The organism is Peribacillus saganii (assembly GCF_003429095.1).
Taxonomy (GTDB): domain Bacteria; phylum Bacillota; class Bacilli; order Bacillales; family DSM-1321; genus Peribacillus; species Peribacillus saganii.
Genome location: NZ_QVTE01000030.1, coordinates 143,351 through 166,303 on the forward strand (window position 1 = coordinate 143,351; position 22,953 = coordinate 166,303).

Sequence of the window (22,953 nt, forward strand, 5' to 3'; positions counted from 1 at the left end):
CTAAGATATATTTTGTTGAGAAGGAACTGAGATGGAATTTGTTTTTTAATCGATTCCTCATATTCAACTGGCTGCACCAAAAGGAAGCGAGGATTCATATCGGAGATTTTTTTGTGAAATTCTTGGAATGGCGGAGCTTGAAAAGCCGGATGGTACTATAAGAGCGAGGCGGAGTATGGTTTGGGTCTGGAAATTTATTGGTCTTGAAGAGCCTTTGTCACCCGCAAAAAAAAGTACATCCAGGCATACAGGTTGAAAATCTTAACGCGTTAAAAGATCCATATCGCAGTTGACTTAAACTGTAAAAAAAAATCCCACATAAAAAGTGAGATTAGATTAGTTAAGGACTATTATTTTCTATTCTAAGGACGAATGTCTAAGTTTATATTCATTTTTTGTGTTTGGAATATTAATTAAATTGTTTCACACCTGTCTTATTTTTCCCAAAAGTAGTATGTACTTAGGGGGTTCATCTTTAAATGAAATTGTTCGCAATAATGGCCAGAACCTTAATCTTTGTAGGCTTTACTCGGTAGTAGATCGTCCTTTTTATAACCTTTTTCATCTATTAAATAGTTAGTAACATCCCTTTTTATGTTATGGAGTGCTATTGGATTACTATTAAAAAAAGTCCAACCATATACAAGAAGAATAACAGCTACTAAACTTGCCCAAATTAAATGTGTCATTATTTCAGATTCTAATAGGTTAAGCTGAAGCCAGTATTTCTCCCTGGACTCTCATTTTCAATTCGTTTTCTATAGCAGTAACCTCTACTGCGTAAGATTCAGCTTTATCATTATAATATTTTATTCTTTCAGGTGTTTCTCCATCTAATTCTCCTTGAAGAAATAGATTTTTCCAATTGGTTCTATACTGACGTGCTTCTTCCAGCTGCAATTGTAATTCTTCAGTACTTACCCCTTGATAATTCGCCATGATCTTTTGCTCCCCTTTTTTGTGTCAAATTGATTGGCTATTTCAATTATAGCGCTTTTATCAGTTGATTACTCCATATTTTTTGTTCCTTTTTTAGCTCAATAAAGTTTAGTGTTTTTATAGTTAAATTTAGGGGGGAAATTGTTGAGAGGGAGGAGATCAAATGAAACAAGCACTCCTAATAATAGATGCTCAACAGGCATTAATGGAAGGTGAAAAGGAAGAATAGAGCTTTTTGATAATAAGTGATATCAAAGCCTACAGCTGTGTAAAATTCTTAATGTTCATCTAGTTCATAGATACAATTAAAAATAGGGACGGTGCCACTTAGGGAGTCCTCACAGCAGCAGAGCAGCAAGTCGCCTTCATGCAAGAAATTGTCACTTCAGCTAATTCTCTGGCAAAAATGGCCGACGATCTGTAAACCACTATTGCGTGCTTTAAAGTTAATTAGAACCTGGTAAAGCAAAGTGGCAGCTTTTTCGTTTCTTTGCCATTTTTCTATTTCTGAATGCAGCTATTAAAACCCATCCTTTGGTTATTCCTAGAAGGAAAGGGTTTTTTATGTTAGAAGAGTGATTAATTTTGTAGAAAAGTATGAATTATCTCGATATTTTAATTTTATATATATATATCCTTGCAAAAGATAATGATAACCATTATCATTCATTTATAGGCTAAATTCTTCAATGAAGGCTGTGAAACTAACAGCTGATTTTTTTGTGATTAATTGATAATGATTCTCTTTCGCGGAGAAAATTGGGGAAAGAGCAGGATCGGTAATGAAAAAAAGATACTTAATTGCAGCCTTAATAATACTTTCCATTACCTCCTTATTTATCGGAGTTAAGGATATTACACCGCTTGATTTATTTAAACTGAGCGATGATAAGGTCCAAATTATGCTGGAAAGCCGGATCCCGCGTCTGGTTAGCATCATTATCGCCGGTGTAAGTATGAGTATCGCGGGTTTGATCATGCAGCAGCTAACCCGAAACAAGTTTGTTTCACCAACAACCGCCGGAACGATGGATTCCGCGAGATTTGGGATCCTTGTCTCACTGATGGTTTTTATGTCTGCAAGCCCATTGGTAAAAATGCTGATAGCTTTTCTCTTTGCTTTGCTGGGAACCTACATATTTATGAAAATTCTTGATCAGGTAAAGTATAAGGATGCGATTTTTATACCGCTGGTAGGCTTAATGTTTGGCGGTATTATAAATTCAATAACTACTTTTTTTGCCTATAAAAATGATTTAATACAGAATATGGCTTCTTGGCTTCAGGGTGATTTCTCAATGATTATCCAAGGGCAGTATGAGCTGATTTATCTGAGTATTCCGTTAGTGATAATCGCTTATCTCTATGCAAATAAATTCACGGTGGCAGGGATGGGTGAAGAGATTGCTGTGAATTTGGGGCTTAAATATAAACAGGTGGTAAACATTGGCCTGTCACTGGTTGCCATGATCACAGCGGTAGTTATCCTGACAGCGGGAGTCATACCGTTCCTGGGACTTATCATTCCTAACATTGTAACCATTTATCAGGGTGATAACCTGAAAAACAGCCTTTCGCATACAGCCCTGCTGGGAGCTGTATTCATCCTGGCATGTGACATTCTCGGACGGATTATCATCTATCCATATGAAATTCCGATCGGTTTGACGGTGGGTGTCATTGGAAGTGCCATCTTTATTTACTTGCTGATGAGGAGAAAGGCGTATGCATAACAAGAGTAGAGTAGCCTTACTCGCTATCATTTCAACAATATTAATCTTAATCTTTGTATTTACAGATTTGGGAAACTATTGGGAATATGCTTTGCCAAGAAGAGCATTAAAAGTGCTTGCCATTGTGATAACCGGTGCGGCGATAGCATTCTCCACAGTCGTTTTCCAAACGATTACGAACAATAAAATTTTGACGCCGAGCATCATTGGACTGGATTCCCTTTACATGCTTATCCAGACGTTCCTAATCTTCGTATTCGGATCCAATAACCTGACAGTCATGAATAAAGGCTATAACTTTGCACTTTCTGTGGGCTTAATGGTTCTCTTTTCCGGAATTTTATACCGGGTACTTTTTAAGAGGGAAGGATCCAACATATACTTTCTCCTGCTGATTGGGATAATATTTGGAACTCTTTTCCAAAGTTTAACATCTTTCATGCAGGTATTGATAGATCCGAACGAGTTTCTGGTGATTCAAGACAGAATGTTTGCCAGTTTCAACAATATTAATACAGACCTTCTGTTGATTGCAGGAATAGGAATCGTCGGTGTGGGGATCTATTTCTTAAAATTCGCTAAGTATCTCGACGTTTTGTCACTTGGGCGTGAGCAGGCGATCAATCTCGGAGTCGATTTCGACTATGTGGTCAAAAGGCTGCTGATTATTGTCGCTATTTTAATTTCCATATCCACTGCTCTCGTTGGGCCGATTACTTTTTTGGGATTGCTGGTCGCCAATGTCGCATACCAGTTCATGAAAACATACCGCCACAGCTACTTAATTTTTGCTTCAGTCCTGATAAGCATTATTGCTTTAGTAGGCGGGCAGCTGATTGTGGAAAGAGTGTTTACGTTTACTACCACGTTAAGTGTGATTATCAATTTTATCGGTGGAGTTTATTTCATCTATCTGCTATTAAAGGAGAGTAAATCATGATAACTGTAAAACAGGTTACCAAGCAATATGGCAATAAGACTGTAATAGACAATGTGTCTCTTTCTATTGAAAAAGGAAAAATTACGTCGTTTATCGGACCGAATGGGGCAGGTAAGAGCACTCTGCTATCAATGATCAGCAGAATTATGACCAAATGCAGCGGAGAGATTTACATTGACGGTGAGGAAGTCGGTAAGTGCAAAAGCAATGAGTTAGCTAAAAAAATATCAATCTTAAAACAATCCAACCATATCAATATCAGGCTGACTATACGTGAACTTGTTTCATTCGGGCGTTTTCCTTATTCTCAGGGGAAGCTGACAAAGGAGGATTGGAAGCATGTAGATGAGGCGATTGCATATATGGAACTGGATGATATCCAGCATAAATTCCTGGACCAGCTAAGCGGAGGCCAGCAGCAGCGGGCGTTCATTGCGATGGTTATCGCGCAAAACACTGAATATATACTGCTTGATGAGCCGCTGAACAATCTGGATATGAAGCACTCCGTCCAAATTATGAAGGTGCTGAGAAGGCTGGCAGATGAATTAGGAAAAACCATTGTAATTGTTATCCACGATATTAATTTTGCTTCTTGCTATTCTGATCATATTGTGGCCTTGAAGGATGGAAAAATAGTAAAAGATGCGCCAACGGATCGTGTAATTGATCAATCGGTATTAAAGCATCTATATGACATGGATATTAAGATTCAAAACATCAATGATAATAAGATTGCAGTTTACTATGCTTAAGTATTAAAAAAACAAAAAACCGAGGAGTGACCTATAGTGAAAAAGAAATTAACATTGTCTATTGTAATCATGATTCTGGCCATTTTTACCGTGGCATGCGGAACGGCTGAAGAGAAAGCAAGCGGCAGTTCTGAAGGAAAGAAGACTGAATCAAAAGAACTGACTATTAAGCACCGGCTTGGCGAAACAAAGGTAAAACAAAATCCTGAAAGAGTTGTCGTATTTGACTTCGGTACATTGGACACAATGGATAAGCTGGGCATAGAGCCTGCCGGCCTCCCAAAAGACAACCTTCCGAAATATCTTGAAAAATATAAAGCTGAAAAGTATGAAAATGCGGGCGGATTAATGGAGCCTGATTTTGAAGCAATCAATGAAATGCAGCCTGACCTGATTATCATTTCAGGAAGACAGCAAGATTCATATGAACAATTCCAGGAAATAGCCCCAACGATCTTCATGGGACTGGATACAACGAAGTATATGGACTCGTTTAAGGACAATGTTACAAAGCTTGGCCAAATTTTCGATAAAGAAGACCAGGCGAAGGAAGAGCTTGCTAAAGTGGAAGCAGACATTAATAAACTGAATGAAAAAGCATCAGCCTCTGATAAAAAAGCGCTAATCATCCTTGCTAATGACGGAAAAATCAGTGCTTACGGAAAGAACTCCCGCTTCGGCTTGATCCATGATGTTTTTGGAGTGGACGCGGCTGACGAAAATATCGAGGTATCACAGCACGGACAAAGTATCTCATTTGAGTATATCACCGAAAAAAATCCAGATTATCTGTTTGTTATTGATAGAGGCGCGGTTGTCGAAGGCGGACATTCTTCAGCAAAAGATATAATTGAAAATGATCTGGTAAAAAATACAAATGCATATAAAAATGATAATATTGTGTACCTAAGCCCCGACTATTGGTACCTATCGGGCGGCGGACTAATCTCTGTTGCTGAGATGGTAAGCGAGATTGATAAAGGGATTGAGTAAACTGTTTATGATATTAGAAAAGTGCCTGTCCATACCGACGGGCACTTTTTTACAAGCTAATTTATAATTAGAGTTATTTAATTCATATTTATCGGATTGCTGAATTATTAAGTATTGTGCTCGCATTACTCTCTATATAAAAGCCCCGGCAGAAAATTCACAAAAACACAAAGTTTTCACTTAATTCTGCTTCTGGAATCATTATTAGTGTCCCCATCTGGGCAACAACCGAACATATTAGAATGGAATCTTATAGGCTCCATTGCTTTTTTACTTGATCAAGTGCCTTTTGATAGATTTCTTCTTCGTTTGCCCCTGGCTTTGCAAGGACATTCGTTTGATATGTTCTTCCTAAATAATCTACTTTCATCGTAACTTGTACCATAAACTAGTTCATATCCTTTCAAAGATGTTTACTGTTGTATACCAATAAAAATACGGTTTAAAACATGAAATATTCACTATGCTGCCTGGTACTTATTAACATTGAATTTTTGTTTACTATGTCATATCTCGGGTAAAGTTTTTCCATAGCGACGACAAAGGTTGCTGAAGAAAATAACTTACTGGAGGAATTCAATATGAATAGACAAATAGTAGGTGTATATGAAACAGCAGAAGAAGCTATTAAAGGTATTGAGGCGTTAACATCAAAAGGGTATGATGCATCGGATCTATCAGTTATTACCAACCGGGAGGATGTTTTTCCAATTGAATCCCGAACGGGGGCTTCTGTAGACGGTCCATCCGGAAGCTCAGAACACCTGTCATTAATGGATAAAATTAAAAATTCTTTTATGATGGACAATGAAAAAGATGCACGTGAACGTTTAATGAACTACGGTATCTCTGAAAAAGAAGTTTCTAGTTATGCGACAGATTTAGATAATGATAAGATTCTGGTAGCTGTAGATTCAGGGGTGTATTCGGATAAACGCCCCGCTGCAAATACGTATGATACGTATTCAGATATGTCCACAGATGCTGCTCTCGGGTCAAGCACTTTTAATACAGATAGCAGTAAAGGAATGAGAGCAAATTCATATGGAACAAATGCGGATCGGGGGCTGGATTCTTTGCGGGCTACATTCGGCACTTCCAGGAACCCTGAAGGCGTAAACGAGTATGCCAAGGACACCGAAATAGGGACTGATGAGGAAAAAACAATGAAGTTGCGGGAAGAACAGCTTAAGGTTAATAAGCAGGCTGTTCAAACCGGCGAAGTACAGGTAAATAAAGAAGTTGTCGAAGAGCAAAAATCTGTAGAAGTTCCTGTTAAGCATGAAGAAGTATATGTTGAACGCCGGCCTGCGCAAAGCACGGCTGCTGATGCAGGAACTATTGACGAAAATGAAACGATTAGAGTGCCGGTTGTCGAAGAACAAATTCAGGTGACGAAGAAACCAGTCGTTACTGAAGAAATTGTTATTGGCAAACGGACAGTAGAAGAAACAAAGCATGTGAGTGATACAGTAAAAAAAGAAGAGGCACATGTTGATAAAGAGAAGCGCCGGACAAACGGCACCCTGTTTGGCGATAATGAAAAATTATAATAGACTTCGTAAATTTCACAGGCACTTCTCCTTGGCAGGAGAAGTGCCTGGTTTTTACTAGAAGGCAAATTGCTCCTTCTGTCAGCGCTTGTCTTATGGTTGTCGGAGGCCCACCCGACGTGGGTCAGAACGGCGCTGCCGCAGGACGTGGCGGAATTAGCCGCCCTTCCTCTGCCAGGGAGCTGCGCTTTTAATTAATAATGTATTTTTTAGAAGTACATTTGTACGCTACCTGAAGAAAAATCTTGATTATTGTGAAATAATGCGCAATAATGGTAATAAAATTGCTATGAAAGCATTAGGGGATGCGAAAATGAAGGTTGTAAAATTTGGCGGTTCTTCTTTGTCATCAGGTTCACAAATCGAAAAGATATTTGATATCGTAATATCTGATCCAACCCGAAAAGCTGTTGTCGTTTCGGCTCCTGGAAAAAGGCACGCGGAGGATATTAAAGTTACAGACTTGCTGATTGATTGTGCTGAGGCTTATTTAAGGGATGTAGAAGCTGATAGATTAGTAGATTCCATTCTCGAAAGATATTTGGGAATAGCAAGGGATCTCCAATTGCCGTTAAGTATTATGGATGAGATAGAGTCTGGACTGCTGGCTGCCCTAAACGGTGATAAAAGCAATCCTGAGAGATATTTAGATGCAGTGAAAGCAACCGGTGAGGATAATAATGCCAAGCTGATTGCCGCTTATTTTCAATATAGAGGAGTGGAAGCAAGCTACGTCAATCCTAAGGAAGCTGGCTTGTTTGTAAGCGATGAGCCAGGAAACGCACAGGTTCTGCCCGAGTCTTACCATAATCTACATAAACTTCGACAGTGGCCGGGATTAATAATCTTTCCGGGATTTTTCGGATATAGCAAGGAAGGGGAAGTACTGACTTTTTCCCGGAGCGGATCTGATATTACAGGTTCAATTCTGGCAAACGGCATGAAAGCGGAGGTATATGAGAATTTTACCGATGTGGATGCAGTATATTCTGTGAATCCTTCCTTGGTCCGCTATCCAAAAGAAATCAGGGAATTGACATACCGGGAAATGCGTGAGCTTTCTTATGCCGGTTTTTCAGTGTTCCATGAAGAAGCTCTTATACCAGCTTTCAGAGCGGGGATACCGGTAAATATTAAGAATACTAACAACCCATCTGCTCCGGGAACACGTATTGTAAACGAGCGCAGCAATACTAATGGACCGGTTGTCGGTATTGCCAGCGATGGAGGATTTTGCAGCATTTATGTGAGCAAATATTTAATGAACAGGGAAATAGGTTTTGGCCGCAGGCTTCTGCAAATATTTGAGGATTTTGGATTATCTTATGAACATATCCCTTCTGGAATTGACGATATTTCGATTATTTTAAGGCAGAACCAGATAGTTGATGAGCAAATGGAAGCAGACATCATTTCCAGAATTACAAATGAACTTCAGGCGGATGAAGTTCATATTGAACATGATCTTGCTTTAGTGATGGTAGTGGGCGAAGGAATGCGCCACAATGTTGGAACAACGGCCCGTGCTGCCAAGGCTTTAGCTGAGGCGGGAGTTAACCTTGAAATGATTAATCAGGGCTCATCGGAGGTCAGCATGATGTTCGGAGTCATGGAAAATGAAGCAGACACCGCTGTCAGGGCGTTGTATGAAGAATTTTTTGGAGAAAAGAACCAAACAAAAACTGGGAATTCTCATGGTGATTGGGCCTCTGTTTAAACCTGTAATAGCGAGCGAATGGAATTTTTATATATGAAAATGCCAGCTGATCCTCTAAAGGGAAAGCTGGCGTTTTTTTACCTATAGCAAATTTCTTTATTTCACTTTTTACCGCTCGCAACAAGGGCCATTTTTACTTTTCCGGTTACTGACCGATTTGTTATCTGAATTCCCTTTTGAACCTACAGGGGTCTTTGCAGTGCGCAGAGTGCTTGATCCGAGATTGTTGTTAGGTGCTGCTTGTTCGTTCCAGTCGCTCATCACCAAGGCTCCTTTTCGAATTAGATGTTCTCCAGCTTTTTTCCTCTTGTCATTTTCTCAAATTCCTTCATGTCATCTGAAGTTTCTAAATCAATTTGGATTTCATTTCGATTTTGGGAAAATTCCTTTCTTGTATCTACGACTATTCCCATTTGTGATCCTGCTGTTCCGGTTGGATCATTTTCAATTCCCTCATTTGCACCATCGAAATGCGGTGTCGCTTCCACGTGTGGCTGACGTCTATCTTCCGGCATTATATCAACTCCTTGCTTATAAGTTGAGTAAGCAGGCCGTTATTTATTCCGGGTACTCTTCCGGCTTGCAGCCCAATAGGAGAAAAAAACTGCAGAAAGCATTACTACAATTACAACAACAAACATAATTCTAAAGAGTTCATCACCTTAGTTATTCCCTTACGTGAAAAAAAGAAATCCAATACTGTAAGCAACTGATACAATAGTTAATAAGATAACATTTTTGAACATAGCAGAAAGAAGATGAATGAGATGAAGAAGAGAATTTGGTTCAACCGCTGGTTTTCTACTGCCTATCATTTTATGGAGGCTATTAATAATAATCCGGATGGTTTTGAATTTGAGATTTACGGTACGCATCCGATTAAGGACACCGTTTACTTTGAAATTTGTGATTATTATGAAGTCGAGCCGGTTCTTGAGGGTGCGGAGTATATTGAGTATTGCCTTGATTTTTGCAGAAGACACCTGATTGATGTATTTGTACCCTACCATTATGCGCTTGAGATTTCCGAAGATCTTGCCCGTTTTACAGAAATTGGAACAAGAGTGCTTGTTTGTGAGGATTTCGGACTTATGGACACGATGTCTCATAAAGGAAAGCTGTATGAATCCTTTCAGGAGAATGATTTATCAAGCTTTGTACCTGATTATCGAATTGTCAGGAATGCGGGTGAATTCCAAGAAGCTTATCGGATGATTATGAATAAGGGCAAAAAAGTATGCTTTAAACCTGCGAACGGCAGAGGAGGAGCAGGTTTTAGAGTAGTGACAGAATCAGAAAGCACAGTTGAAGACCTGTTCGGACCCATCAGCCATGAAATCACTTATTCAAACGCTCTAAAAATACTTTCCTCGGTATCTTCATTTGAGGAGTTAATGGTATTGGAGTACTTGGAAGATGCTGAATATAGTATCGATTGTCTTGCATATAACGGACAGCTTCTGGCTGCAGTGCCACGCAAAAAAGTTTCCGGAAGGATAAGAAAGCTTGAGGCGGTTCCGGAACTGCTGGAGCTAGCCAACAGAGTCAATAGCATTTATCAAATCCCATACGTTTATAATATCCAGGTGAAATATAGCCAGGGTATTCCAAAACTTCTTGAAATTAATCCGCGGATGTCTGGCGGTTTGCACATTTCCTGCCTCTCGGGTGTAAACTTCCCTTATCTCGCAGTTAAGCTGCTTTTGGCAGGATTTGCTGATGTTCCATTTCCTAAGCTCGGTATTGCTGCAACACATATAGAGCAATCAGTTATGCTTTCTAAAGAGGAACGGCTAGTAGTTAAATGATATTATAAATTAAAAAAATGCCCAGATTCTCAGATGAATTTGGGCATTTTTTCTGGCAGCTATGAAAAATCGCGTATCATCGTTTTGAAGCACGATAGCCCGCGGCTTCAGCTTCTTCTTCTGTACAGAACATTTCCTCGGCCTTTGTTATATCATAATGCTGGCTGCCGGAAACATGGTAGATTTTTTCCCCACTGGAGCTAATATTTCCTTTTATTTTGCAAGAGCCTGTCCCAGGTGTTTTTGATTCGTTAGATGGACCTTCCGCAGTTTGCCCGTCGGTTTCAAAGCCTTCCTCAGATGAGTAGTTTTCTAGGCTCCATATGCCTAAAGCTTGTTTTTGGGCTTTCTCCTGGATTGACCTGAACTGGTCGACATACTTGGTGTTCGGCGGATAAATATAAGCTACTCTGGCCAATGCTTTTTCGAGCAGCATTTCATTGAACATCTTATCGCCAATCCAGAGATACGCTAAAAGGCGTCCATAATTATCCCGTTCCGAAATATCAATCTCGATTCCAACCTGTTTGCGTGTGAGTGTCGCTTTGGCAAAATTGCTCGCTTCAAGGCCAAAAGGCTGCACCGGTTTAGCAGGGTGTTTTGTTTCTGGTGTATCGACAAGGAGCAGGCGGACAACTTCCGTTTTTCCGTTCATGTTAATTTCAATTGTGTCTCCGTCAATCACTCTTGTTACTACCGCAGGAATCAGAATTGGTTTTACAGCAGACTGCTGTTCGATGTTTATTTCTGTTTCTGCTGTTTGATTAGAACCATTTTCCTGTGCTTTTTCTTGCTTTAACTCGTCTGCTTTTTGAACATTATCTGTTTCAGTCGGCTTTTTTGCGGGCGGTTCAGCAGTACAGCCCGCAATAAATGTCACAGAGATTAATAAAATGAAGGAATGAACTTTTACTTTATGTTTCTTTTGGCTAAAGATGCAAAATATTATGCCTAAAATGCAACAGATTGTGAAAATGAGAAAGAAATTAAACAAATTGAATTCCTCCTGGTGTTCTCTATTAATCCTTTAGCCAGCAATCTAAAACCTCAAAATATTTTTCAGCTGGCACAAGAGAGGGCTAACGAATAACATTTTGCTTCTTCGCTTCACGCAGCCATTCAGGGAATTCATTTAATAATTTCTCATATAATTCTTCGTCCGTTTCTTTTTCGATGTCGAGAATATGGAAGAAGTTTGCGTTATCAATATAACGGCCCTTCAATTCGTCAAGCTTTCTCAATACATCGAAGTTCCCATTGCCAATACCAACGAACTGCCAGAATATTGGCTTATCTGAGGATTCCTTTAAAATGCTGGTTACACTATCCTGGCCGCGTGCGGACCTCTTGATTCCGCCATCATTAATAAAAATGAGATAAACGGGCAGGCTGCTGCTTTCCTCTTTCAAATATTTTTGAAGTACATCCCTCATAACAGGAGGTTCATTATTCATTCTGAATTTGGATACAGATTTATTATTAAGAATTTCTCGATTAACAAAGTCAGGAAGAGTGGCCTCTGTTATGGACGGAAGCCTAGAAAATCGTACGTCATATACCCAGGCATCTAAAACTCCGTCATTATCGAATCGAGTGGCAAGGGCCAGCAGTCGTTCAACAACATTTTGCACTGTGCCATTGTTATACAGAGTACGCATTGATCCTGAAATATCCAGAACTACACCAACCCGGGCAGTAGTTTTTTGCAAAGACTTCTTAAGGATAACCACATCTACTTTCTTTTTTAATAAGTCCAGCTTGCTCAGCATGACAGGTTCCGCGGCCTCTTGGATGGCAGTGTGCTGAGCTGCTGGTTCTTCAGCGGTTGCTTCATCATGATATTGATGCAGAAATTCCTGCAGTCCGGCATGGTATCCTTGCCCAACTGGATTGAATCTCCATGCAGAATCTTTTCTGTAAAGGCTGGCCAGTTCGCAGGCCGTTTCTTTCGTGAATTGATCCTGTACAAAGGTAAACAACTGCTGATTGTTTTCTGAATCGGAGGCTGACATTTTGACAAAGTTTAAATGGCTAAAGTCTTGCTGAGCAGAATCGGCATCATGGATCGTTAAAACGAATACCATTTCGGAGACTTCTTTGCTGATTTCAGCAAAGTTAATAGTAATAGTTTGCTGATTGGAATTTGTCTCTTTACCTGATAAATATAGTGCATTATCTGGAGATTTAGCATTGTTATAGAAAACGAAGTATTCCTCAGCGGGAATTTTGCGCTGTTCATTAAGCATAAATACGGAAACATCCATATCATAGAGGCTGGAAACATACCCGGGCTTTATTTCCCAACTAATAGAAATGGTTAGTTTGTTTATATCAGGAAACTGTTGCGTCAGGTTTAACCTCTGCCCCTTTACTAAATGAGTCATTCCATCTACTCCTTTTTTATATGAAATGAAAGTATAACTTTTTTAACAAGTGCGAATGTCTAGCTATAGTGCCCAGCCTCGACGCACAGGAAGTGCTAGGGCCGACATAACTTAACTGTTTTTCCTCTATCAGGGCGCATGCGCTTTTCTTACTTTCCTCCATTTTAACAATATCCCCTCTTGAGGTGTTAATGTTAATAATCTAGACAGCCAGCAGAGTTTAAAAAATGAAACTACCAGAGCACTAAATTGAAACCTTTTTTCTGAAATATCGTATAATAGAAATAGAATTTTCCGGGAAAGGAGATTTTGCAATTGGGCGCATTCGTTCAATACTCAAAGATTAATCCTGTGCTGATACAGTTTAACAATAATGAATGGCTGAGCCTGTTGGAAAAAAGCCTTTCCGAACGGGAGCATTACAGTACGCAAAATAACACCATCCAGTTCGGGCAAGTATGCGCCCGTTTCTTGGGAGTAGATGGCGATGAAGACGATTACTACAACATGCTGTTTGAACTCACGCAAAACCCTCGTATACAGGTGCATGTATTAAGCGGGCATTTGCGTAAGGAAATCGTGCGGGAGCAGTTCCAGGCAATCCAAACCGTTTTGGAGATTAATCAGAGTGAGTCGCTTTCCGTCAATCGGTTCATCGCCTTCCTTGAGGGCCGAGATTTGATTCCTGCCCTTAAGGATCAATCTGTACACAGGCATTTGCGTGAAAGCCTGGTCAGGGTTCTTCAAATGTTCATACAGGAACATCCAGGAGGATTTCAGCATCCGGATTTCCGGAGAGTTATAGTTGATTTGATCAAATGGATGTGGAACCATCTGAATGAATCAATTTCAATTCAGATGGCAGATGGCAGGCTGCCCTGCATTTTATGGTATGGCGATGCAACTAAAAGCGAGATCTATTTTTTATATTTGGCCAAATTAATAGGCTTCGATTTGCTCGTTTTTGATCCATCGGGCATTGATATATTTAAGAGTTTGGATCCTGATAGAAAGCTTATGGTTGTCAGGGAATATAACTTAAAAAAGGAAGCGCGGGAATTCCCTAAATCAAGGGCTGTACGCAAAGCAACAGTTGCCTATCAGGCCTCAAAGGAAATTGAAAGGATTCTGCATACGGATGATTCCCCAATCTATAAGCAATGGCAGTACCGTTCCCATGTTCCTGCTTCGATTACACTAAAAACAACCTTTGATGAGCTTTTTTTAATGAGCAGGGAAAAGGCATTCATTAGGCCGAACTTTCATATCGAAGGACAAACAGTTTACATTCCGTCCCTATTTGCCAAAATATCAGGAGTAATGGCCAGCCAAAAGGAATATTGGGACCGGCTCGAAGATTTGAAAGCAGGGGAATTGACATTATTTATCCGTTATTTTCCGTTCACCCACAATGTAACGGTGAACCAGCAATACCACTATCATCATTCCCTGAATCGAGAGGGTGTTCTTGATCCTGAAAAGATAATAAAAAGCAACTGGTGGAAATATAAACAGCTGCCTATAGGTGTGCAGCATGCGATTGCTGCGGGAATATCCCGGGTATGCGAAAATCCTAAACTTCTAAAAGAAGATCATGAATCACCATATGATTTACAGCTTTACTTATTTGGCCAGTTCACCCGGCTTCCTGAGTCAGTCGTTAAACTGTTTTTAAAGTTTGATTATCCACAGGAGGTGCCGCGGATTATTCTGTATAATAGCGGGACTGTTGCAGGCTTCTCAAGATCTGATGCAGCATTATTGCTGCTTTTAAATGAATTGGGGCTTGATATATTGATGTTCAATCCTTCTGGACTTAGAGATCTTGAATTGTATATTGATGACCGCTTTTTTGACATTCATTTAATGGACCAATTTGAGTTTAATCTGGAATATAAGGAGCGCCCTGTATCCATTTGGCGCAAGCTTATCAACCTGAAAAATAACATTAAAAAGTGAGGGAGATAAATGGCAGATTTCAATATGATGGACATCACAGAGGAAAAAACGGACAAGCTTTCTTTAACCAAGGCAGAAGAAATTAAGCTTAAACTGCGGAATGAACCGGAAGTCATCCGCCTGGCAGAAAAAATAGATATAAAAAACCAGATGTCGCTCCTGGAATTTGGTAAAGAGCCTGCAGTGGAAATATCCCGATTTTCCGACCGGATCCTCGGAACCATGAAATCCAGCTCCATGGAGGATTCAAGTGCGCTGTTAAAGCATCTGGGGAAAATTATGGATAAATTTGATAAAAAGGATTTTTCCCCAGCGAAAAAGGGGATTCTCGCCAAGGTGTTTAATCGCGGTGAAAAAGTGATGGATAAGGTATTCGGAAAATACCAGACAATGGGCGGGGAAATAGATAAGGTATATGTGGAGATATCCAAGTACCAAAATGAAATGGTGAACTCCACTCAAAATCTTGAACAGATGTATGAGCAGAATTACAATTATTATCTGTCTCTTGAAAAGTATGCGGTAGCTGCTGAAATGAAGGCAGAGGAGCTAAAAACAACACTGCTTCCTCAATATGAACAGCGGGCTGCTTCCGGAGACCAAATCGCCGCTATGGAACTGGATTCTCTCAGAAATGGTATAGAAACGCTTGAGCAAAGGATTTATGACCTTGAAATGGCAAAGATGGTCGCCCTTCAGACCGCTCCGCAAATTAGGCTGCTACAGCGGGGGAATACAAAGCTGATCGGAAAGATTAATTCAGCATTCGTCACTACGATTCCGATCTTTAAAAATGGACTGATACAGGCTGTGTCTGCAAAGAGGCAAAAGCTTGTAGCTGATTCGATGAGCGAGCTTGACCGCCGCACAAATGAGATGCTTGTCCGCAATGCGCAGAATATCTCCAATCAGAGCACACAGATTGCCCGCCTTGCCGGCGCACCCAGCATAAAAATCGAAACGATTGAAGAATCTTGGAATATTATCCTTAAGGGACTTGAAGAAACGAAGAGCATTGAAGAGGAAAATAAACGCACCCGGGAAGAGGGAACAAGACGGCTGCTTGAACTGCGGGATAACTATCAAACAAGGCAAATACAGCAATAATTATATAGTGGTTTAGATTTTGAATTAACAAAGTGAAATGTTAGAATAAATGTATCACGACTTTCGTGATTTAGTATCCAGGATAATAAGGATATAGGGAGTGATTTTGTTGGCAATATCATTGCAAAAAGGCCAAAAGGTAGACCTGACGAAAGGAAGATCTGGATTAACTTCGTTAATGGTTGGCCTGGGCTGGGATCCGGTAACACCGGATAAACCGAAGGGGCTTCTTGGCGGGTTATTCGGAGGGGGCGGTGCACCTAATATTGATTGTGACGCATCTGTACTCCTGCTTGATGAAAATGGAAAGCTTACCAACAAGAATAACTTAATATATTTTGGCAATAAAACGAGTGCCGACGGAAGTGTCAGACACTCCGGGGATAATTTGACCGGTGATGGAGATGGAGACGACGAACAAGTTGTTATTAACTTGAATGCGGTTTCTCCTTCGATTCATAAAATGGTATTTGTGGTGAACATCTATTCAGCAGTATCCAGAAAACAGGATTTTGGAATGATTCGAAATGCCTTTATCCGGATCGTCAATAATTCTACTGGAGAAGAGCTGATTCACTTTAATCTTTCCGATAATTATTCAGGATTGACTTCCCTTTTTGCCGGCGAAATCTATCGCCATAATGGCGAGTGGAAGTTCAACGCGGTCGGTGATGGGACGAAGGATACAACCATCACTGAGATTGCGAATAAATATATTTAATATTTTTTAATAATATAAAAAATTATAAAAAGTGAGGTTTTCATTCATGGCGATTTCTTTAAGCAAAGGTCAAAAAGTAGATTTAACTAAAACTAACCCAGGGTTAAAAAATATCATTATCGGTCTTGGCTGGGATACAAACAAGTATGATGGCGGAAATGATTTCGATTTGGACTCTTCAGTGTTCCTGCTGAACGCTTCAGGAAAAGTAAGCTCTGAAAAGGATTTTGTTTACTTTAACAACTTGCAGGGCGGAAACGGTTCTGTTGTACATAGCGGAGACAACTTAACTGGTGCAGGGGATGGAGACGACGAGCAGATCAAAATCGATCTATCTGCCATTCCTGCTGAAGTTGAAAGAGTTGCTTTTACGATCACTATACATGATGCGGAAGCTCGCCGCCAAAACTTTGGACAGGTTTCCAATGCATTTGTTCGCGTAGTAAGCGAGCAATCCAACCAAGAATTAATCCGCTATGACCTTGGAGAAGACTTCTCCATCGAAACAGCGGTTGTTGTAGCTGAACTATACCGCCATAACGGAGAGTGGAAGTTCAATGCAATCGGAAGCGGATACCAGGGCGGGCTGGCTGCGCTTGTGACAGATTACGGCTTACAGGTAGGCTAATATAACTTTAAAGAAAGAGAAGCCTTAGTATTTAGGGTTTCTCTTTTCGGCATGATGAGCTATAGCGCACATGCGCTTTACTAGGAGGGAGGATTCGATGTCAATCTCGTTAGCAAAAGGCCAAAGAATTGATTTAACCAAGTCCAATCCGGGCTTAACGCGGGTAATCATCGGGTTAGGCTGGGATACAAACCGCTATTCTGGCGGCTTTGATTTTGACCTGGATGCATGTGCCTTTTTAACTGACCAAAATAATAAGTGTCCCAATGATACTGATTTTATTTTTTATAATAATCTCAAAGATCCGAGCGGAGCTGTTGAGCATACGGGAGATAACAGAACAGGTGCAGGGGACGGGGATGATGAACAAATCAAAATTGATTTCAGTAAAGTCCCATCCCAAATCCATAAAATTGCAATAACTGTTACGATCCATGAGGCTGCTGCCAGAAAACAAAATTTTGGGCAGGTTTCAAATGCTTTTGTGCGAGTAGTGAATGAAGAAAACAGCCAGGAAGTTTTACGCTATGATCTTGGCGAAGATTTCTCAATAGAAACAGCTGTTGTTATTTGTGAATTGTACCGCCATGGCTCCGACTGGAAGTTTAGCGCGATCGGAAGCGGATTCTCAGGCGGTCTTGCCGCACTATGCCAAAACTACGGCCTTTCGGTTTAACAGCCAAGAGGTCCAATATTTGCCTCTTAAAGGAAACAGAAATGGGTTAACCTTGCCGTTTCAACGGTATATAATAGGATTAATTTGCAGGATCCAGCATCCTGCTTCTTTTTTTGTAAGATAAAAGGGTATATCTTGTTAACAAGTAAAAGATGTCTAGCTCCAGCGCCCGGCAACTTTTTTTCCGTAGGAAAATAAAGCCCCTCGAATGTTGTGACCAAATTGCGATCAAAAGCCACCGCAGCCAAAGGTCGTCACAACCTTGTGTTGCGATCAAGTGCCATCGCAACATTGGTCATAAGGCAATTGCTTCGGAAGGCAAAAAGCGCGCCTTCTGTCACCGCTTGCCTTATGCGGTATTGTGACCAAAAGCCGCACAACTCTGTCAGGGCTAACCAGGGCGCTTGCGCTTTTCGTGAGAGGAGAACTTCGGTTGAGGCATTTTGATTATATATCAAAGGACAAGGAAGCTGCAGTGTTTTATCAAGCGCCTGTCAGATTTACGAAAGACAGTGGCAGGGAGATGCTTGCAAATTCATTAGGTGCCACGCTATATATGCCTGGAACCCGTACGTCTATTTGTGCTGATATCCTTTCCAATAAGCATGATGGCCTGACTTCTTTGGTACTGTGCCTGGAGGATGCTATCAGCGATAAGGAAATCGGAAAAGCGGAATGGAATGTTATTACTCAGCTTCAGCAGCTGGCAATGAATATCGAAAAAGGCTTGTTGTCATATGAAGACCTTCCGTTAATCTTCATAAGAGTGCGGAATAAAGAGCAAATGCAGTTTGTTTCAGAGCAGCTCGGCAGTTCTTTGGCCATGCTAACGGGATTTGTCTTTCCGAAGTTTTCGTTTGACTGCGGCCAAAGGTATTTGGATACACTCCATGCTCTTAACGCAACAAACAGTTTAAACTTGTATGGAATGCCGATTTTAGAAACGGCTGAAATCATTTATAAAGAAACACGGTTGTCAGCATTGCTCGATATTAAACAGCTTCTTGACCAGAATTTTAACAATATTTTAAATGTCAGAATGGGTGCCACAGATTTTAGCGGACTTTTTGGGATACGCAGGAGCAGCGATACCACCATATACGATATCGCGGTCATACGCGATTGCATAGCTGACATTGTCAATCTGTTTGCGCGGAGTGAGAAGGAATATACTGTATCAGGACCAGTGTGGGAGTATTTTAAAAAAGGTGATAGAATATTCAAGCCACAGCTTCGGCAAAGCCCATTTGAGAGCATGGGGAAAGAAGGACTATCTTTCCGTGAAGGAATGCTTAACCAATACCTTGATGGCCTGATTAAAGAAGTGAATCTTGATAAAAATAACGGGCTTACTGGAAAAACGGTTATTCACCCTACTCATATTAAGCCTGTACATGCACTAAGTGTTATCACTTTTGAAGAATATATGGATGCGAAAAGCATAATCGAAAGCGCCAATGGTGCAGCAGGTGTGATGAAAAGCCAGCATTCCAACAAAATGAATGAAATTAAGCCTCATTACAACTGGGCTAAGAAAATTATTGCGAAGGCAAACTCTTACGGGGTGTTCCATGACCACAACTCATACATCGACATACTCACAGAACCAGAAACGCTTTACATTTAATATCCTTGATTCTCTTAAAGTTGAAGTACGGTTAAATGAAAACCCTTATGGCATCCCTCTCGATTTTTTGTTTGGGATGGCCGCTCGTAAAAATAAAAAGCGGGCTTTTCTCTTTGTCAGCCGCATACTCGGAAAGCATATCCCGGTTAAACCAGTGACATCCCTTCTTAGCGGTGCTTTGCTTGGGATGCGCATCATGGAAATAATATATGGGATATCAGCGAGAAATAAGGATCAAGTAATTCGGGCTATGCTGTTTGATGAAAATGCGGACGAGGTTTATCGCTCCTTGAGCAAGAAAGGTTTTGACCTGCCTGAGGAAACATTGTTTATCGGATTTGCTGAAACGGCTACCGCCTTGGGACATAGCACGTTTGATGTTTTTAATAATGCTCATTATATCCATACGACACGGGAAAAAATTAACGAAATTAAGCCGAGCATTAATTTTAAAGAAGAGCATTCACATGCCACTGATCAGGCGTGTTTTGTAAACAGGGAACTCCTGGAGGGAACCGGGCCTATTGTATTGGTTGACGATGAAATTACAACTGGGAAAACTGCCCTCAATATCATTGAGTCTCTTCATGCCCAATATCCGCGCCGCCAATATATTGTCGCCTCACTCCTTGACTGGAGATCTGAAGCTGATAGACAGAAGTATAAAGACCTTGAAAAAAGGCTGGGAATTTCGATTCAGTCAGTGTCTTTATGTGCGGGAGAAATCGATGTGGATGGTGACCCTGTTGAAAAAGAAAAGGAATGGAAGTATGAAAGTGCTGTGCGGCCTGCCCTACCTTCTATCCATCGAATCAACCTCCATACTTATTCACATTTTAAGAAAATCCCCGATATCTCCTGCACATCGGTGAACAGCAGCGGACAAGTCAATGATACGCCTTATTCTGGAATGACTGGCAGATTCAGTGGCCTATCAGCAGGTAAGAGGGCAGATATTGACCACTATACCGAAGCAATCGGGCGGTTACTGGCAGAAACCAGATCTGCAGGAAAGGCGCTATGTCTTGGAACAGGCGAATTTATGTATCTCCCTATGAAAATAGCGGCTGCAATGGGTGAGAATCTTTTCTATCAATCAACCACCAGGAGCCCAATCCATCGGGTAAACCAGCAGGGTTATGCGGTGAAGAGCGGATTTGCATTCAATTGCCCGGAAGATCATACGATCACTAACTATTTTTATAATATTGAATACAAGCAATATGATGATATTTATATTTTCTTTGAAAGAACGGTAGATGAGAAAAGCTTGGATCAGCTGTTAGCGCAGCTGAAAAAGACAGGTGCTGCCAACTTGTACACTGTATTCATGAATTAATAAAAGAGGAGGAGAGTTTATGAGAATTACTACTCAGAACCGCTTCACTTCAATGGGCAGTTACCCGGTCGATGATGTGACTTTTTTATTAAAGGATTTAAGTGAAGTAATGATAGAAAAGGGTACGGAAGACCGAGAAGAGGCGATTCAATCCGGGGTCCATTATTCTGAAATGCTGCCTATTGAATACCAGCCATCTCCTGAATATATGAATCTTTATCACCAATCACTTAATGAGTATTCATCTAAGCTCGCAGTTGCTGTGGGGGTCGTCGCTGAACAGATCGCCGAGAGTAAAGGGGAACAAGTTGTGTTAGTTTCGCTTGCGAGAGCTGGAACGCCGATTGGTATTCTGATTAAAAGATATTTATCATTTGCGCTCGGTATCAGTGTTCCTCATTATAGTGTGTCAATTATTCGCGGCAGAGGTATTGATACGAATGCCATTAGCTTTATCAAAAATCAGCATCCTGAGGGGAAAATTCAATTTGTCGATGGCTGGACAGGAAAAGGAGCTATCACCCGTGAATTAAACTCATCATGCAAGCAGATTAAAGATGAATATGGTTTTGATATCGATGAAAAACTCGCGGTCCTTGCAGACCCAGGATACTGCGCTCATATTTATGGCACCCGGGAGGATTTTCTCATTCCCAGCGCCTGCCTGAATTCTACGGTTTCAGGATTGATTAGCCGCACCGTCCTTAATAAGGATTATATTCAGGAAGGCGATTTTCACGGTGCGAAATACTATAGCCATCTGGAAAATGAGGATGTATCGAATGATTTTATTGACCGGATTGTTTCGGAATTTCCTAAAGTAACTCAAATAATTCAAGATAAGCTATCCTGTGTTAAGCAATCATATTCACTGCCTAAGTGGACGGGTTTAGATAATGTGAAGAAAATTCAAAAAGAATTTGGCATTGAGAACGTTAATATGATTAAACCCGGTGTCGGGGAAACAACAAGGGTCCTCTTGCGGAGAGTACCGTGGAAAATCCTTGTGAAGGATAAAAATGATGAAAGGTTAAAACACATCATTTTGCTTGCGGAAGACAGGGGCGTGCCTATAGTGGAATATCAAAACATGTCTTATGCCTGCTGCGGGTTAATCAAGACAATAAGGAGATAACGGACTTATGATTTTTGCAAGTGATTTAGATCAAACGCTAATTTATTCCAGGAGAGCGTTCCGTTTGAAAGAGGGGGAGGCAGAACCTGAGATAACCTTAGTAGAGACTTATGAAGAGCGTGAAATCTCTTTCATGAGCAATAAGGCTATTGATCTATTAAAAGAGGTTAACTCTAAAATGATGTTCCTTCCGGTAACGACAAGAACGATGGAACAATTCATGCGTATCGCCATTTTTCAAAAAGAAATCATCCCTTCTTTGGCAGTGACGAGCAACGGCGGCAATATACTCGTTAATGGGAAAGCTGATGAAGATTGGAAACAGCATATTGAAACAAAAATAAATGAAAGCTCACTTGCCAGCGAGGACCTGCTGAAAAGCTTCAGCAGGCTTGCGCGTGAAGATTGGGTGCTGTCACAGCGCACAGCAGATGAATTATTTCATTATTGTATCGTTCAGAGAGATCTTGCTCCTCTTGATGAACTGGCGGATTTCCGCAAAGAAATTGAAGGTCAGGGCTGGCGGATGTCTTTGCAGGGAAGAAAGCTCTATCTTGTTCCTGAATCAGTCAACAAGTGGGATGCGGTAGCTTATGTTAAAGAAAAAATGGGTAAAACATTCGTGGCTGCAGCAGGGGATTCATTATTGGACCTTTGTATGCTGGAAGTAGCTGACTTCGCAATCGCTCCCTTGCACGGAGAGCTTGCTGAAACATCACTTAACCTGGGTAGACATATTCGCAGAACGAGGCGGCAAGGCATTCAGGCGGCTGAAGATATTTTGGAGGCAGTGCTTTCCTCTTATGAAGCACGGGGGATTTAATATTAAGCAATGCAAAAAACCTTGTCACGACAAGGTTTTTTATTTTTAAATAAATACTGTTTTAACATGGACAGATGTCTAGCTCCAGCGCCCAGCCCCTCGAGGTCATAAGCCAA

General features: G+C 40.8%; 22 protein-coding genes. 16 read left to right on the forward strand and 6 right to left on the reverse strand.

Features of this window, described 5'->3' with window-relative positions:
* Positions 1-708 precede the first annotated feature (708 nt).
* Positions 709-939, reverse strand: coding sequence for a hypothetical protein (locus tag D0469_RS11065; RefSeq protein WP_117326803.1), 231 nt, complete (start codon positions 937-939; stop codon positions 709-711).
* Positions 940-1,721: 782 nt separating this feature from the next.
* Here D0469_RS11065 and D0469_RS11070 point away from each other — a divergent pair.
* From D0469_RS11070 to D0469_RS11085, 4 genes are all read left to right on the forward strand, one after another.
* Positions 1,722-2,672, forward strand: a complete 951-nt coding sequence (locus D0469_RS11070) for an ABC transporter permease (protein ID WP_117326804.1) — start codon at positions 1,722-1,724, stop codon at positions 2,670-2,672.
* Entirely contained in the window at positions 2,665-3,612 is a 948-nt protein-coding gene (locus D0469_RS11075; RefSeq protein ID WP_117326805.1) for an iron chelate uptake ABC transporter family permease subunit, read from the forward strand. Before D0469_RS11070 ends, D0469_RS11075 begins: the two co-directional genes overlap by 8 nt.
* Positions 3,609-4,367 carry an iron ABC transporter ATP-binding protein gene (locus D0469_RS11080; RefSeq protein ID WP_117326806.1) on the forward strand — a complete coding sequence of 253 codons (759 nt, stop codon included), beginning with the start codon at positions 3,609-3,611 and terminating at the stop codon, positions 4,365-4,367. Before D0469_RS11075 ends, D0469_RS11080 begins: the two co-directional genes overlap by 4 nt.
* Positions 4,368-4,436: 69 nt before the next feature.
* On the forward strand, positions 4,437-5,360 hold the full coding sequence (locus D0469_RS11085; protein ID WP_117326829.1) for a siderophore ABC transporter substrate-binding protein: 924 nt from the start codon (positions 4,437-4,439) through the stop codon (positions 5,358-5,360).
* Between the two features lie 250 nt (positions 5,361-5,610).
* Here D0469_RS11085 and D0469_RS11090 read toward each other — a convergent pair whose 3' ends face one another.
* Positions 5,611-5,745, reverse strand: coding sequence for a BA3454 family stress response protein (locus D0469_RS11090; protein ID WP_117326807.1), 135 nt, complete (start codon positions 5,743-5,745; stop codon positions 5,611-5,613).
* Positions 5,746-5,941: 196 nt separating this feature from the next.
* Between D0469_RS11090 and D0469_RS11095 the strand changes: the two genes are divergently transcribed.
* Positions 5,942-6,913, forward strand: coding sequence for a YsnF/AvaK domain-containing protein (locus D0469_RS11095; RefSeq protein ID WP_117326808.1), 972 nt, complete (start codon positions 5,942-5,944; stop codon positions 6,911-6,913).
* 313 nt (positions 6,914-7,226) lie between these two features.
* A complete protein-coding gene (locus D0469_RS11100; RefSeq protein WP_117326809.1) occupies positions 7,227-8,630 on the forward strand; it encodes an aspartate kinase in 1,404 nt (467 codons plus the stop codon).
* 108 nt (positions 8,631-8,738) lie between these two features.
* On the opposite strand, the gene D0469_RS21115 is transcribed toward D0469_RS11100, so the two are convergent.
* On the reverse strand, positions 8,739-8,891 hold the full coding sequence (locus D0469_RS21115) for a hypothetical protein (RefSeq protein ID WP_158553431.1): 153 nt from the start codon (positions 8,889-8,891) through the stop codon (positions 8,739-8,741).
* Between the two features lie 20 nt (positions 8,892-8,911).
* Positions 8,912-9,145, reverse strand: coding sequence for a hypothetical protein (locus tag D0469_RS11105; RefSeq protein WP_117326810.1), 234 nt, complete (start codon positions 9,143-9,145; stop codon positions 8,912-8,914).
* A gap of 252 nt (positions 9,146-9,397) precedes the next feature.
* On the opposite strand from D0469_RS11105, the gene D0469_RS11110 reads away from it, so the two are divergent.
* Positions 9,398-10,438, forward strand: a complete 1,041-nt coding sequence (locus D0469_RS11110; protein WP_117326830.1) for an ATP-grasp domain-containing protein — start codon at positions 9,398-9,400, stop codon at positions 10,436-10,438.
* Positions 10,439-10,514: 76 nt separating this feature from the next.
* On the opposite strand, the gene D0469_RS21660 is transcribed toward D0469_RS11110, so the two are convergent.
* Both D0469_RS21660 and D0469_RS11120 read right to left on the reverse strand, forming a co-directional pair.
* Positions 10,515-11,432: a thermonuclease family protein gene (locus D0469_RS21660; protein ID WP_233523028.1), complete on the reverse strand. Its 918-nt coding sequence runs from the start codon at positions 11,430-11,432 to the stop codon at positions 10,515-10,517.
* Between the two features lie 85 nt (positions 11,433-11,517).
* Positions 11,518-12,822: a VWA domain-containing protein gene (locus D0469_RS11120; RefSeq protein ID WP_117326811.1), complete on the reverse strand. Its 1,305-nt coding sequence runs from the start codon at positions 12,820-12,822 to the stop codon at positions 11,518-11,520.
* A gap of 315 nt (positions 12,823-13,137) precedes the next feature.
* Between D0469_RS11120 and D0469_RS11125 the strand changes: the two genes are divergently transcribed.
* The 9 genes from D0469_RS11125 to D0469_RS11170 all read left to right on the forward strand — a co-directional run bounded on the left by D0469_RS11125 (position 13,138) and on the right by D0469_RS11170 (position 22,837).
* Entirely contained in the window at positions 13,138-14,781 is a 1,644-nt protein-coding gene (locus D0469_RS11125) for a YceG family protein (RefSeq protein ID WP_158553433.1), read from the forward strand.
* A 9-nt stretch (positions 14,782-14,790) separates the two neighbouring features.
* Positions 14,791-15,888: a toxic anion resistance protein gene (locus tag D0469_RS11130; protein WP_233523029.1), complete on the forward strand. Its 1,098-nt coding sequence runs from the start codon at positions 14,791-14,793 to the stop codon at positions 15,886-15,888.
* A gap of 109 nt (positions 15,889-15,997) precedes the next feature.
* The gene (locus tag D0469_RS11135; protein ID WP_117326813.1) at positions 15,998-16,609 is read left to right on the forward strand and encodes a TerD family protein; all 612 of its coding nucleotides are present in this window, start codon (positions 15,998-16,000) and stop codon (positions 16,607-16,609) included.
* A 46-nt stretch (positions 16,610-16,655) separates the two neighbouring features.
* Positions 16,656-17,237 carry a TerD family protein gene (locus D0469_RS11140; RefSeq protein WP_117326814.1) on the forward strand — a complete coding sequence of 194 codons (582 nt, stop codon included), beginning with the start codon at positions 16,656-16,658 and terminating at the stop codon, positions 17,235-17,237.
* 97 nt (positions 17,238-17,334) lie between these two features.
* Complete coding sequence (locus tag D0469_RS11145; RefSeq protein WP_117326815.1) at positions 17,335-17,913, forward strand: TerD family protein; 579 nt, start codon at positions 17,335-17,337, stop codon at positions 17,911-17,913.
* Between the two features lie 433 nt (positions 17,914-18,346).
* A complete protein-coding gene (locus D0469_RS11155) occupies positions 18,347-19,540 on the forward strand; it encodes an HpcH/HpaI aldolase/citrate lyase family protein (RefSeq protein ID WP_199478483.1) in 1,194 nt (397 codons plus the stop codon).
* Positions 19,485-20,879: a phosphoribosyltransferase family protein gene (locus D0469_RS11160; RefSeq protein ID WP_117326817.1), complete on the forward strand. Its 1,395-nt coding sequence runs from the start codon at positions 19,485-19,487 to the stop codon at positions 20,877-20,879. The genes D0469_RS11155 and D0469_RS11160 overlap by 56 nt, the downstream gene beginning before the upstream one ends.
* Before the next feature lie 19 nt (positions 20,880-20,898).
* Positions 20,899-22,014: a cysteine protease StiP family protein gene (locus D0469_RS11165; protein ID WP_117326818.1), complete on the forward strand. Its 1,116-nt coding sequence runs from the start codon at positions 20,899-20,901 to the stop codon at positions 22,012-22,014.
* Positions 22,015-22,021: 7 nt separating this feature from the next.
* Positions 22,022-22,837, forward strand: coding sequence for an HAD family hydrolase (locus tag D0469_RS11170; protein ID WP_117326819.1), 816 nt, complete (start codon positions 22,022-22,024; stop codon positions 22,835-22,837).
* The last annotated feature ends 116 nt before the right edge of the window (positions 22,838-22,953 follow it).